Genomic DNA, 14,386 nt, shown 5'->3' with positions numbered 1-14,386 from the left:
TTATGTTTTTTGTTTCGCTATCATTCAAACAAAAACAGCGAAATATTCCATGTTAGATTTAATCCAAAAAAAAGACCTCAAATGAGGTCTCTTACCAGATTATCTGCTTAAAGTATAATGCCTGCTTTGGCTAAATCTTTAGCTACCACTGTACGCGGTAGCGGAACATAACCGTCTTTTTCAACAATCTGCTGCCCCTGTTTAGACAACATATAACGAATGAATTCACGATCCATTGGCGATAAGTCTTTATTCGGATGCTTGTTGATATAAACGTATAAATAACGCGAAAGCGGATAGCGGCCATTAGCGGCATTTTCATGTGTGGCCGCAACAAATTTATCCCCTTTCTTTGATACTGCAATGGCTTTTACGCCGGCGGTCTTATAACCAATACCAGAATAACCAATGGCATTTAACGATTGTGAAACCGACTGCACAACTGACGCAGAGCCAGGTTGTTCGTTCACATTGGGTCTAAAATCACCTTTACAAAGGGCTTTCTTTTTAAAGTAACCATAAGTCCCTGATACTGAATTACGGCCATAAAGCTGGATATCTTTAGCTTGCCAATTACCACTTAAGCCAACATCGCCCCAACGTTTTACTTCATTACCACCACATTTATTGGTAGATGAAAAAATGCTGTCAATCTGCTCAATGCTAAGCCCTTTAATTGGGTTATCTTTATGAACAAATACGGCTAAAGCATCAATAGCAACACGAATAGCAGTCGGTTGGTAACCAAAGTGTTTTTCAAATGCTTCTAACTCATTTGGCTTCATTTTACGACTCATTGGCCCAAACTGCGAAGTCCCTTCGGTCAATGATGGCGGCGCAGTCGATGAACCTGCCGCTTGGATTTGAATATTTACATTCGGATAGATGTGTTTAAAGTCTTCTGCCCACAGTGTCATCATATTAGCTAACGTATCTGAACCAACCGATGAAAGGTTGCCAGAAACACCACTGGTTTTTTCATATGTTGGCAGTGTTTGATCAATTTCAGCCATTGCACCTGTAGAGAATACACTAGCGGCAGTCAAGGTCATTGCGCCGACAAGTTTGTTCAGTTTCATTGTAATGCTCCAAATTAAGCGAACTCAGTTTTTAAAACACAGTCAGTATTAATTTCAATGATGACAAGTCTATTACTGCTAGATGACAGTTGTATTACACATCACATTTTCACAACATTTTGTTTACCTAGCAAACCCTGCATAAATAGCCTTTATGCCAACACTCACATTGCATTGAACATCTGTTGCATCAAACTGATTACTTTTCAATTAGGTGCGTAGGAATAACAAAACTAAAGGTACTGCCTTGACCTAAGGTACTGCTTACCATTAACTCGCTGTGATGATTGCTTAATGCGTGTTTGACAATCGCAAGCCCGAGCCCTGTACCGCCCGTTTTACTTGAACGGGCATTATCGACACGATAAAAGCGCTCCGTTAAGCGATTAATATGTTGCGATGCAATTCCCACTCCGGTATCGGTGACTGAAAACTTAGCGCCTGTTGGCACCCGTTGCCATGACACCGATATTTTACCGCCAGGTGAGGTATAGCGAATAGCATTAGAGATAAGGTTTGAGCATGCACTTCTTAGCTGTAATTCAACGCCGTGAACGTTGAGTTGTGGGTCACACTCAAACTCCACATAGTAATCGTCAAGGGCAAGCGCCATGGCTTCTTCTTTTAAAATATCAAGCATCAATGGCATATTGATCACTTGGGAAAGATCGACATTCTCGGCATCTTCAATCCGCGACAGTGCTAATAATTGCTCAACCATTGACTGCATTCGGGTCGTTTGCTGCTGCATTAATGCTAACGGCTTTTGGTTAATTGAATCTTCCCCTTCCATGGTTTGCATGATTTCTAAATAGCCTTGCAGTACGGTTAATGGGGTTTTTAACTCATGTGAGACGTTGGCAACAAAATCTTTGCGCATGCTTTCTAATTGATTTAAACGAGTGATATCACGAGCAATAAGTAATAACTGGCGATCACCATAGCTCATAATTCGAATTTCTAATAAGCGGTTATCTGAAACGGGAGAAGCAAGCTCAAGCGGCTCATTAAATGCCGCATTTTTAAGGTAATTGGAAAAATCTGGATGGCGGATCAGGTTATCGATACGTTGGCCATTATCTTGTGGCCATACAAAACCTAATACCAATTGTGCAAGCTTGTTACACCATAAAATATTCAGGTTGGCATCTAAGACTACTGCAGCATCAGGTAATGCTTCTGCGCCTTGGCGAAAGCGCCCCAGTAATGCCGCAAGCTGCCCGACTCGGCGGCGGTTTTTCCCTTGTAAACGGTAAATACCATTAAAGACCCCTTCCCAACTGCCACTGCCTTGCGGAGGCGTTAAGCGTTTATCTTTCCAAAGCCAAAAGTTAAGCCTGGAAATTTGCCAGTAATGCCATGTAAGTAATGCGCAGCATCCCACAATAACAACCAATGCGACTTGTCCGATGGCAAGCCCGATGAGGAAAAATGCCCCAATAATGAAACTGAGTCGCAGTAGTAACCGAAACCCAGAATATGATTCAAACATAAGCAAACCTAAATAAAGGGGAAATGTTAGCCCTTATCAATATAATAAGGTAAATATTGCCAGTGATAATACTGCAATATCTACCTAAAGATGACCAGTTTGCTATAAACGGGTTGAAAACCGATAACCTGCTCCACGAACGGTTTGGATTAGCTTATCGTGACCACCAACTTCAACCGCTTTGCGCAGACGTCGAATATGCACATCAACGGTACGGTCTTCCACGTATACATTGGTGCCCCATACATTATCAAGCAATTGCTCACGGCTATAGACTCGCTCAGGGTGAGTCATAAAGAAATGCAATAAACGAAACTCTGTTGGTCCCATGTCTAATGCGCTTTCACCAAAACTGACTCGATGGCTGACTGGGTCAAGCGATAGACCTTGGACATCAATGACTTCTTCAAGTCGTGTCGGGGCGCTGCGTCTTAGCACCGCTTTTATACGTGCCACCAGTTCTTTTGGAGAAAAAGGTTTAGTGATGTAGTCATCAGCCCCCACTTCAAGGCCTTTAACTTTATCTTCTTCTTCACCACGTGCAGTTAACATTATGATGGGGATCTGACGAGTAAATTCATCTTGTTTGATTTTTTTAGCTAATTGAATCCCACTGCCACCAGGGAACATCCAATCAAGTAAAATTAAATCGGGATAAGGCTCATTAAGTAACTCTTTTGCAGAGTCAAAATCTTCAGCCACCATGGTGCTAAATCCATGCTGTTCCATAACAAACGTTAGCATCTCACGGATAGCCGCTTCATCTTCTACTATTAATATCTTAGCTGTCATAATTGCGTTCTGTTATTGAATGTCTACATGCATATTATTTGTTATTTTTATTACAGATTTATGATACTAGAGTTCATTTTACGACTTGAGCAACCTTATTTGTCATATTTATTTAACCTGGACACAAAAAAAGGAGCCGAAGCTCCTTTATTGTAACAAAGTGTTTAAATTTAGAATTTATGTTCTAAACCTAAGCCGAGATAGTTTTCTTCGTCATCACCTGACTCGGGTGTATTGGTGGTGTAAAAAGCGAATAATTTAGTTGGTTTGCCCAACTTATAATCTGCGCCAATTGACCATGAATCTCCCGCGTTATCCATGTCTTGATATTGCGCTTTTAACGTAATGTCTTCAATGCCATAAGACGCACTAACTAAGAAGCCTTTATCTTCAACATCTGTGTCGAGTTCTTCTTGTTGTTGGTACATTGCACCTAGCTTAATTCCAACAATTTTACCTTGAAGCGTTGCACGGACAATATCGTAACCGTTAACTTTAGAGTCATAAGCAATTGCAGCATAAACAGGAGATTTCTTTAATCCTGAGTCACCATACATGGCCGCTAAACTAAAGCCGTTATCACTTTGTTTAACATCACCGTCTGCAACGTAAGTCACACCAGCGGTGAAGTTGCTAAATGATGGTGTTAAGTAAGTTGCTGTTTGCGCTAAGCGGTTTTCACCAGCAAAAACCGTTTTTAAGTCACCTTCTAGGTCATTAAATAAATCAACTTTACCTTGTGACTTTTTAAGTAGCGTGTCATTACGACCCACTGAAATTGAACCAAATTGCCCTTTTAAACCAACAAACTGGTTACGAGCAGTAAAGTTACTTGAACTGTCCTTACCCGTGTCGACTTGATATTCAACCGTATAAAATGCTTCTAAGGCGTCATTAAGTTCAAAACCGCCTTTTACACCAAAACGTGATGCATTACTTTGGATAGTCGTTTCACTCTCATCAGCAACATCATTAGATTGAGCCGTGACATTTAATTTGCCATAAACAGTAAGAGGCTCAGCAGCGTAGGCAGTTGACATGGTTGCAACAGTAACAGCAGTAGCAATAATAGTTTTAGATAACGCTTTCATCATTTCATCCTTTTTGACGCTTATTCGTCGGTTTTTATGTTTTGAACGGCCGCAAGTTTGCATGGATAATGTTGCAGATTTATTTCAGCAATCGCTTATTATCATTCAATTCGGTAATATAAATGTAACCAGCCAACGAAAAACCTTTGATAACAACCACTTGATCAAGAACAAATTTAATATGACAGTTTTATTAAACCTGCTTGGATAATATTTAAACGCCCTATATCGCAAATCAATTGATGGTTTACCCCTGCCAACTGATCCCGTACACTTCGTGCAGTTTTTACTTCTAAGGTAGCCTTATATGTGGTTTAAGAATTTAACCCTTTATCGTTTTAATAAACCGTTTAATACGGATACAGAGTCATTAGAGACAGCACTTGAAGACTTCACTTTTTCACCTTGTAGTAGCCAAGACATCAGTAAGTTTGGCTTTAGTAACGCATTAGGTAAAAAAGGTGACGCATTAGTCCATAGTGCTGAAAATCGTCATTTAATCTGTGTCACGAAAGAAGAAAAAATTCTACCGGGACAAGTGATTAAAGAAGCGTTAGATGAAAAAGTGGCGGAAATAGAAACGGCAGAAAACCGTAAAGTCACTAAAAAAGAAAAAGATTCCATGAAAGATGAAATCACTACGACATTATTGCCTCGCGCATTTTCACGTCGTAGCCAAACTCGCGCATTAATCATGCCTGAGTTGGAAATGATTTTAATCGACAGCTCAAGCGCTGCAAAAGCAGAAGAACTCTTAGCTTTATTACGTAAAGCGCTTGGCAGCTTACCGGTTATTCCATTAAGTTTTGCCACCCCAATTGAATCTACCTTGACCCAATGGTTACAAGCGGGTGAGTCACCATTACCATTTGAAATGCAAGATGAAGCAGAGTTAAAGTCTGACTCTGATGAAGGTGGCATTGTAAAATTCAAGCAACAAGTATTACAAGAAGACGAAGTATTAGCTCACATTGAAACCGGTAAGCAAGTGCATAAATTGGCCGTTCACTATGCGCAGTCTGTCGCTTGTGTTATCCAGTCAGACGCCAGCATTAAACGAATTAAATTCTCAGAAGAATTTAGAGCCGGAAATGATGACATTGGCAGTGAAGATCCTCTCGCGCGCATTGATGCCGACTTTGCCTTAATGGGAAGTGAACTGGTGTCATTTGTAAATGCATTACGGGATGTACTTGGTGAGTTTGAACAACAAATCTAGCGTTAGCATTATCTCTTACATAACCAATTGCGCATGCAAAGCGTATTCTCATGCCAATAGAGATTAATGGCATGAGAAATATTTGCCGCTTTCATGGCTAAATAAAGTCATGACAAAGTCAGTAGATGATAAATACCTGAAGTGGCAATGGTGTGGTAAGTGTTGTTATTGCAAAGTGAGTACTGCAACCTATAGAGGCAGATTTGTAATATTATCTGAATGTCGACAAATTGCAGCAACCTAATTTGGTTGTAATAGCAAATAAAGAAAGGCCGCGATGTTACCACCGCGGCCTTTTGATCTCATGTTAAGCTATCCAGCTATTTGTATGCTCCCTGCACCATCCATGCGTATTTTTGCTCCATGCACTTTCCATGTTCATTCCATGATTTCCATGTACTTTCGTACTTCCCTCTTACTCGATTATCCCTTTACCGAGCCTGCTCATCCTAAGCGTGTCCTTTTATCATCCGTGAAAGTCCATTTAATTCAATCGCACATCCCGTTTGATTGTTAAGGCTATCCTAGCCAATGTTGTCATCCTGACAACATAAAACATCCAGCAAAATTACTTCACTGTAATTTTGGTTTGATCTCAATCCATGACATCAACGTTATCCATAACTGGCAAAGCCATCATCCCTTGGTGTACTTCCTGTCACCTGATCCTGTCTTATCCAGCTCCTTGGATATAAATATATTAACCGATTGAAACCAAATTCACAGACACGAAAACAAACAATAACATGATAGTAACAACACCTTTTATTGTAAAATCAATATATTTCAATACTTTAACTATCACTCTGGTGCAATAGTAACCTATAAGTACTATTTATATCCTACACATCATGTGCGAGATCTCTTACAAATATAATCTCACAACTGTTGATTATATGATTAAGCGTCATTTAATCATTGCTGCTAGCGAGTAACGAATCGCCCCCGAAGTGGGCAAATGTTCAATCTGCAAATAAAAAAAGGCACAACCTTAACGGTTGTGCCTATTATTTTCTTGTTAGCGTTCCTGCTAAATATGTGCTCCCTGCACCATCCTTGCGTTATCACTTTCCTAGCGTGTCCTTGTCTTTTTAACTCAATAATCCTTGTAAATAACAACATTGAGTATCAATCCATTGAACAGTCATCCATGTACTGAGCTCTCAGCGCCATTGGCTTATCCTAATGCGTCCTGCATTTGTTCTCTCATCCCTTTTTCGGTTATCCGTTAACCGAGCACGACCCTATCCTTGAGCGTGTCCTGTTTCATCCTTGAGGTTTATTTCACACAGCATTGAATTCATCTATTAAATTCATCAAAACTGTATGTATTAATATTACCTCAAATAGGGTTTAACAAAATAATCCTTCAAGGAGTCGATAAAAGGCGATGCTGATACTCAAAAAACCAAAACAAAAAATAATCCTAATAAACCAAGTGGTTAAAATAAAAAACACCATGACTAATAGCTGCTTATCTGTTTTACCTACAGTAAAGTAAGATATGGCTTACATGTTTTAACATCAATTTCCAAGCTGTTCAACGTCATTGGCGTTTTTGCGTCAGCATTTGATAAAACATGACCCAATCACCATAAAAACTGTACAAAGGATAAGTAAAGGTAGCTGGACGATTATGTTCAAAAAAGAAGTGTCCCACCCAAGCAAAACCGTAACCAATAACAGGTAAGATGAGTAAATACCACCATTGTTGGCTGACCAAAATGGCAACTAATACCATTAAAATTAAAGCAGAACCAACAAAATGTAGCTTTCTACAAACTGCATTTTGATGCTGAGAAAGGTAAAAAGGATAAAACTCAGCAAAGCTACGGTAACGTTTTTTATTATTGGTCATAGTTGAACTTGAATCGTTATTATCAAATTCTGAAGCAGGTTTTTGCATATTATTATCCATTGGGTTTTTTATAAAAAAGCACACTGCCTTCAACATTGCCGATACTCACATCAGCCATATGAGTGAACTCTTGCTTGAGGAAAATATGTTGGTGTCTTGAGTCATTTACAAACACTCCTACACCGTCTAATTCAGGCTGTTCATCACACCAACTTTGTACTGCTTGAATAAGTCGAGTCCCCAAACCTTTGTTTTGCTCAATCGGTGTTAAGGCAATAAATTGTAATACCCCGCATTTGGTTGACGGTAATTGGGCTAATATTTTTACTTCTTTTTGAATTAAACTCTGGGTGGATTTCCACCCCGTGCCTAAAACCATCTTTAAGCGCCAATGCCAGTACCGGGTTTCACCAAGTGGCACTTGTTGGGTTATTACACAAGCGACACCTAACAAACGTTCACCATCAAACAAACCAATTAACGGTTGATCTTGTTGCCATAACTCATTTAATTCTTCACGAATAGCCGCACGCAGTTTTTGTTCATATAACGATGTATCTTCCTGACCTAAGACCTCAATAAAAAATGGGTCATCATGGTAAGCGTTATACAGAATTGACGCCGCCACCCTAAGGTCTTCTGCGGTTAAATACACCGCACGTAACTGCTCTAGTGTGAATGTTTCCATGGTTGAGAACCTATTAGCTGCTCATATATCAACCAACAACTTAGCAATTTAACAAATGAGAAACAATTGTTATTTATCAAAAACTAAAATGCCCTGATATCGTTATCAGGGCATTTTTATAACGTGCTAAGTAAAAACAACTTATTGAGATTTACATCGACTTGTAAGCGCTTTCTCCCCATCCCACTAACACCTTATTACGCAAAACCACTGGGGTGCATTCATCTTTCGTGGTACGTCCATCACCTTTAGTCCATTGAGTGCGATAAAAATACACTTCAACTTCTTGCTGTTCAGTTTGAGGCGCTTGACTTAAATGTGCTTCAGTAAAATCTGCCGTCCCCATAATCAACAGCACTTGGTCTTTGCTCATTCCCATAGTTAATGTGGTTAAATTGGTTCGATTTTTCTCTTGTTGTACTTTCCAATAATCCGTATTTTTCTTTGATTCATGATCGCCAATATTGAGAACACAACCACTTAAAGAAACAATGGTAAGTATCATCATTAATGTTACTAATAGTTTTGATTTCATCTGACTTCCTTTTTGTTAAAATACATTGAGACGCTTTGTTAATAGCGATATGCATGCCAACTATATAAGCTGTTGTTTTATAAAAATAAAATTAATACTTGTCATTATCATATTTTAAGAATAACCAAAATTTAAGGAAATTCACCACACATGAGTTCAATTGACCAAGTGCTATCGGCCGCAAAAGCCATTGCACAAAAAGGGCATACCCCATGCCTTGCTTTAATTAAAGCGCGTGTGGGCAATCACATTCCAATGCCCGTACTTATTCAAGGGCTTAAACAATTTAAAGCCATGTCTGAAGAGCAAGTACAACAAATTAATGATGTTGAGCCACAAGCAACAAGCGCACCTGAAACGCAACCTGACATCGACCAATTAGTTCAACAAATGAGCCTAATGCAACAACAAATAAACCAATTGCAGCAACGTATTGACGCTTTAGAGTCTCAAGCAAATGAACATAAAGGATAACCACTAACGATGTTTGTTTATGAATTGCGATTTGAATGCTTTGCCGACACCACCATCACAGCAGCGGAAAAAGCCATTAACAACCTACTTGAAGCGTATCGAGCAAACGGTCAAGTATTAGGGCGTGAATTTGCCGTGGCCTTTAATGATGGTGAATTTAAAGTGCGTCTACTGCTCCCCGAACAAACCAGTATCCATAAACGCCATAACAGCCCTTGGGGGAATAAAGCGCTTGAACAGCTTACTGAAGCCAAATTATTAGCCCCAAGAGAAAAATATATCGGCCAAGATATAAACTCAGAAGCCTCAACAATTGAGACGCCAAGTTGGCAAGTGCTATATACCAGTTTTGTTCACATGTGTTCACCACTTCGTTCTGGCGATAACTTATTGCCTATTCCTTTGTATCAAATCCCTGCCACCTTTAATGGCGACCATAAACGCATTATAAAATGGCAGTCAGAATGGCAAGCGTGTGATGAGTTACAAATGGCCGCAGCCACAAAAGCCGAATACGCAGCGCTTAATGAGATGGTCAGTGTTGACAGTGATTTATTTAGACGCGGCTGGGATTTACGCGGGCGGATTGAATATTTAACACACATCCCAACATATTATTATTTGTATCGTGTTGGCGGTGAAAGTTTGGCGCAAGAAATGAACAGAGCGTGCCCTAAATGTGGCTCAACCGAATGGAAACTTGATGAACCATTACTCGATTTGTTTCATTTCCAATGCCAATCTTGTCGCATCGTGTCAAATATCTCATGGGATCATCAATAAACCCCAAACGGAGATAGCGACAAAGTAGTACCAGACATTACTTTCTTAATCACCATTAGTGTTAGTGACAACAACTAAGCCACCCTTAAGGTGGTTTTTTTATGCTTGGTAATACTAATACCCGCTGCAAGGCCGGATTTTGATTGGCTTAAGCAATTAATCCATTTAGGGCAATTGAGTACTACTTATTACTGTGCCCCATTAAATTACCCCACATAACTTTAAGACGATGCCAAATCCCAGGATGAGAGACCACTTCATCGACCTCTTCAACAGGTTCAACTGGCGGCTTTACGAGTACTTGTAGTTGCTCAATAAACTCAGCTAACGATGGTGCAAGTTGTTGTGTAGGTACTTCACCTGGAATTTCAATCCACACACTGCCATCTTCATTATTAACCGTTAGCATTTGATCGCCTTCGCCCAATACCCCAATAAACCAAGTTGCCGGTTGTTTAAGCTTTTTCTTCATCATCAAATGACCAATCATATTTTGTTGTAAATATTCATAGTCTTGTTGATTCCACGCTTGCAATAACTCCCCATCACCCCATGGTGAAATAAAGTTAAGCGGCGCAGCGTAATAACGACCAAAAAACGCGTCTATATCAGGATGTAATGTTACCTCTAATGCCGTGGCAACGTTGTCAAAATTGCCCGCTGATTGACGTTTATGCGGTTGCCAATAAACCACATTATCAAGCTCAGCCACTTGTGCTTCTACACAAGGAGATGCTTCTCCCAATGGGTAATAACGCGGCAACTCGGACAAAGAGGTTTGGTAAGTTTTTAAATATAAATCAATAAAAATATCAAAGGCAGATGAACAAGACACTTAAGCTACTCGTGGTTTATAATAAAGCCATATTTTGACACGGAAACCAATTAGATGACACAAAATCACGACCCTTATAGTCAAGCGCCTGAACTTGCCGAATTGACACTGGGCAAATCAACAGGATACCAAGAGCAATATGATGCTTCTTTGCTACAAGGTGTGCCACGTAAACTTAATCGCGATGCCATTAATCTCACTGCAGAACTGCCTTTTCACGGCGCGGATATTTGGACTGGCTATGAATTGTCTTGGTTAAACGCTAAAGGCAAACCTGTTGTCGCGATTTTGGATTTACAACTTGATGTTAAAAGTGAAAACCTGATTGAGTCAAAATCATTTAAATTGTACTTAAACAGCTTTAATCAAACTAAGTTTGATAGCGTTGAACAAGTGCAGGCAACCTTAAGTGCTGATTTACACCATTGTGCTCAAGGCGACGTGGTAGTAAAAGTCACCGAACCTAAACACTTTGCTAGCCAACGCATTGTGGAGTTACCCGGCACCTGTATTGATGATTTAGATATTGAAGTTAACGACTATCAATTTAACCCTGCCCACTTACAAGACAGCACAGAAAGCAAAAATGTGGCCGAAACCTTGACCTCTAACTTGCTGAAGTCAAACTGCCTTATCACTTCGCAACCTGACTGGGGTAGCGTAATGATCCGTTATCAGGGGCCCAAAATTGACCGTGAAAAATTACTGCGTTACTTAATTTCTTTTCGCCAACATAATGAATTTCACGAACAATGTGTCGAGCGGATATTCATCGACTTAAAACGCTATTGTCAATGCACTAAACTAACCGTTTATGCACGCTATACACGCCGAGGTGGCTTGGACATTAATCCATTTAGAAGTGATTTTGAGCATACACCAGAAAGTGTGCGTTTAGCGCGCCAATAATGCGTTATTAATTCATGCCCACAAAAAAGCCTGCTGTTGCAGGCTTTTATGGTTTAGCAAGCACGTTAGCAAGTAATAGTGAACAAGCTTTACTAGCAATATAACAACAAGAATAGCTACGATGATAAACACGTTTTCATTAAGCAGCCGCGCCAGTAATCAACCTATTTACGTTTATGTTAAGCGCATCTATCACGCCTAAACTAATACACCTAAACACCGCTTACAATTACCGATTAATTTTGGCTGTTAATACATGGTCTTCCCACGAACCAGCAATATATAAATACGCTTTTGCCACACCTTCTTGTTCAAAGCCTAAGCGATTTAATAACTTTTGTGAGCGGCCATTTACCGGCATATAATTGGCCATAATCCGGTGCAGTTGGTATGTATTAAACATATAATCAATGGCGACATTAAGCATTTCAAACATCAACCCTTTGCCTTGGTCTTGCTCACTAATGCTGTAGCCTAAATTGCACGCCTGAAATACGCCATGAACAATATTACTAAACTGACATCGACAAACAATTCGGCTTTGTTGTGGGTTTAACCCAACAAGCGACACCGACTTACCAGACATCGTATCTGTAACGGCCTGATTTAATCTTGATAATGTGGCTTCTTGCGTAAAATAATCCGCCGATCTTTTGGGTTCCCAACGGCTTAAATGTGCCTTATTATGCTGCTCATATTCCAATAACATCGACAAATGTGTGGCTTGCAATGGCATGATAACAAGGTTATCTGTGGTGAATAATGTGGTTGAACTCAAAGTAAACTCGCTTAGGTTTTAAAGCCGTTATCAACAATATCGCACTGATATAGACAGAGAAATATAAACGCAGACGGCTTAATTAACGCGATGAATTAAAGGGCTTAGTTGCTCCCAAACCCCTCAATTTACTTCAATTGATTAACCATCACAACCTAACGCAGTGCTCGCGCCAATAAATTTAACCTGATGTTGGTATATCGGATTATTAGGGTCAAGTGGTTGATGTTGTTTTATATATTCAAGTAATACATCAGCATCAACTAGCCCGGTATCAAGTGCATCAGCCAGAATCGGATAACCATTTCCCCCAGCGGCATTGTAACCAGGTAAAGAAAATCGGTATTGTTGATTTGGATTAAAGGCTTGGCCATTAATGCTATTAATCGATACCTTTTGGGCTTGGCAATCAACCACCATATCAATATCACTAAAATGAGCAAAACCGCCAGAACCTCTGCTTTGAGTGGCAACGGTGGCCAAGTAATTAGTCAGAGCATCGCCGCGCATTTTAGTCATCGTGACTAAGTTAGCAAAAGGCTGAACCGTTAATACATCGCGATAACGAATTGGCCCTTTCTCGATAGAAGCGCGAATACCACCAGAGTTAATAATCCCAAAGTCAGCAGCAACGCCTTGACTTTGCGCTTTAGCAATCATCACGCCCATTTCATTAATTTGATGACGAACAACACTTCTGCCGCCTTGCCATTTAGCGCTTGCATCACTAATTACCTCATTAAGCACCGCTTGGCCTTTTTGCTGATATGGCTCAAGTAATTCAAGCATTTGCTCATTTTGTGTAATGGTTTCAATCGCATGATGTTCAGAATGAAGATTGACAGGAATAAGCTGATAATTAGCTAAATGCAATTGACCATTAAGATATTCAAAATCAGCACGGCCAACATATTTACCCCATTCATGCGCCTGCATTATCCAGGTGCCTTGTTGTTGATCTGGGCGACACTCATCACCGGGTTGAAAATCTTTGACGTAAGTATTTTGTTCACCCATACACACAGGGTTTTGTGAATGACCACCAATAATGCCATCTAACTGGCCTTTGCGTAGACTTCTAGCCAGTAATACATCGCCGGGGGTGTTACTACCGTGCTGCCCGTCTGGATAATGCCCCATGTGAGTTAATGCAAACACTAAGTCAGGTTTTTCATTGTGTTTAAGCATGGTTAGGGTATTTTTCATCGCTATTTGCGGCGACGTAAATCGTAATGACTTAACGTACTTAGGATTACCTATTTGTGCAGTTTGCTCTGTTGTCAGCCCTACAATAGCTAATTTTAACGGCCCTACATCAAATATTTTGTAAGGTTCAAAGTACGGCTGCCACTGCCCTTCAACCTCGCGATAAATATTGGCTGATAACATCGGGAAATTTGCCCATTCACGCTGCTTATCTAACGTGGCCAATGGGTTATCAAACTCATGATTCCCTACTGCCATGGCATCATATTCAAGCAGGTTCATCCCCATAAAATCAGGTTCAGCGCTTTGTAAGTCAGACTCAGGAACGCCGGTGTTAATGTCGCCGCCAGAAAGTAATAATACCTGACCACCTTCGGCTTTTACTTGTTGGCGAATCTCATCAATTAAGGTTTTTCTCGCAGCCATGCCATATTCGCCTTTATCACTTTGCCAAAATCGTCCATGGTGATCGTTGGTGTGCAATAAAGTAAAACGGACACAAGCATCCCCAGCTTGCTGGCAATTTTCAAATTGCGGCTCATCACTTGAGCAACCATTAAGTGCAAACATGGCAGTTAATAGTGTCATTGAAAGTCCGCTGAAGGATTTAAATGTGTATTTCATAAGGCATCCAATAAAAAGTCTAT

The 14,386-nt window shown here is 40.1% G+C and carries 14 protein-coding genes; 4 read left to right on the top strand and 10 right to left on the bottom strand.

All coding sequences use genetic code 11. The features are described 5' to 3' along the window. Positions 1-107: 107 nt before the first annotated feature. From G3R48_RS05205 to G3R48_RS05190, 4 genes are all read right to left on the bottom strand, one after another. Positions 108-1,079, bottom strand: coding sequence for a PstS family phosphate ABC transporter substrate-binding protein (locus tag G3R48_RS05205; RefSeq protein WP_153662533.1), 972 nt, complete (start codon positions 1,077-1,079; stop codon positions 108-110). Positions 1,080-1,278: 199 nt separating this feature from the next. After that, positions 1,279-2,571, bottom strand: coding sequence for a phosphate regulon sensor histidine kinase PhoR (gene phoR, locus G3R48_RS05200; RefSeq protein ID WP_153662535.1), 1,293 nt, complete (start codon positions 2,569-2,571; stop codon positions 1,279-1,281). Between the two features lie 102 nt (positions 2,572-2,673). After that, positions 2,674-3,363: a phosphate regulon transcriptional regulator PhoB gene (gene phoB / locus G3R48_RS05195; protein WP_153662537.1), complete on the bottom strand. Its 690-nt coding sequence runs from the start codon at positions 3,361-3,363 to the stop codon at positions 2,674-2,676. 170 nt (positions 3,364-3,533) lie between these two features. Then, entirely contained in the window at positions 3,534-4,457 is a 924-nt protein-coding gene (locus G3R48_RS05190) for a porin (RefSeq protein ID WP_153662539.1), read from the bottom strand. 304 nt (positions 4,458-4,761) lie between these two features. Between G3R48_RS05190 and rdgC the strand changes: the two genes are divergently transcribed. Continuing rightward, positions 4,762-5,673 carry a recombination-associated protein RdgC gene (rdgC, locus tag G3R48_RS05185; RefSeq protein WP_153662541.1) on the top strand — a complete coding sequence of 304 codons (912 nt, stop codon included), beginning with the start codon at positions 4,762-4,764 and terminating at the stop codon, positions 5,671-5,673. A gap of 1,546 nt (positions 5,674-7,219) precedes the next feature. Here rdgC and G3R48_RS05180 read toward each other — a convergent pair. From G3R48_RS05180 to G3R48_RS05170, 3 genes are all read right to left on the bottom strand, one after another. Beyond that, complete coding sequence (locus tag G3R48_RS05180) at positions 7,220-7,531, bottom strand: Mpo1-like protein (RefSeq protein WP_153662978.1); 312 nt, start codon at positions 7,529-7,531, stop codon at positions 7,220-7,222. Between the two features lie 52 nt (positions 7,532-7,583). Beyond that, a complete protein-coding gene (locus G3R48_RS05175; protein ID WP_153662543.1) occupies positions 7,584-8,219 on the bottom strand; it encodes a GNAT family N-acetyltransferase in 636 nt (211 codons plus the stop codon). Between the two features lie 151 nt (positions 8,220-8,370). Continuing rightward, positions 8,371-8,754, bottom strand: a complete 384-nt coding sequence (locus G3R48_RS05170) for a DUF3192 domain-containing protein (protein ID WP_153662545.1) — start codon at positions 8,752-8,754, stop codon at positions 8,371-8,373. Between the two features lie 150 nt (positions 8,755-8,904). Here G3R48_RS05170 and G3R48_RS05165 point away from each other — a divergent pair, with 150 nt between their 5' ends. Next, entirely contained in the window at positions 8,905-9,228 is a 324-nt protein-coding gene (locus G3R48_RS05165; protein ID WP_153662547.1) for a hypothetical protein, read from the top strand. Positions 9,229-9,237: 9 nt separating this feature from the next. Next, positions 9,238-10,011: a Zn-ribbon-containing protein gene (locus tag G3R48_RS05160; RefSeq protein ID WP_153662549.1), complete on the top strand. Its 774-nt coding sequence runs from the start codon at positions 9,238-9,240 to the stop codon at positions 10,009-10,011. A 181-nt stretch (positions 10,012-10,192) separates the two neighbouring features. On the opposite strand, the gene syd is transcribed toward G3R48_RS05160, so the two are convergent. Next, positions 10,193-10,846, bottom strand: coding sequence for a SecY-interacting protein (syd, locus tag G3R48_RS05155; protein ID WP_212593230.1), 654 nt, complete (start codon positions 10,844-10,846; stop codon positions 10,193-10,195). Between the two features lie 54 nt (positions 10,847-10,900). Here syd and queF point away from each other — a divergent pair, with 54 nt between their 5' ends. Continuing rightward, positions 10,901-11,755: an NADPH-dependent 7-cyano-7-deazaguanine reductase QueF gene (gene queF / locus G3R48_RS05150; RefSeq protein ID WP_153662551.1), complete on the top strand. Its 855-nt coding sequence runs from the start codon at positions 10,901-10,903 to the stop codon at positions 11,753-11,755. A gap of 229 nt (positions 11,756-11,984) precedes the next feature. Here queF and G3R48_RS05145 read toward each other — a convergent pair whose 3' ends face one another. Next, positions 11,985-12,533, bottom strand: coding sequence for a GNAT family N-acetyltransferase (locus G3R48_RS05145; protein ID WP_228497330.1), 549 nt, complete (start codon positions 12,531-12,533; stop codon positions 11,985-11,987). 141 nt (positions 12,534-12,674) lie between these two features. Next, entirely contained in the window at positions 12,675-14,363 is a 1,689-nt protein-coding gene (gene ushA, locus G3R48_RS05140) for a bifunctional UDP-sugar hydrolase/5'-nucleotidase UshA (RefSeq protein WP_153662553.1), read from the bottom strand. Between the last annotated feature and the right edge of the window lie 23 nt (positions 14,364-14,386).

Source organism: Shewanella intestini, assembly GCF_018221465.1.
GTDB classification, from domain to species: Bacteria; Pseudomonadota; Gammaproteobacteria; order Enterobacterales; family Shewanellaceae; genus Shewanella; species Shewanella intestini.
The sequence above is the reverse complement of the archived record's forward strand: the minus strand, read 5'-3'. Positions and strand labels throughout refer to the sequence as shown.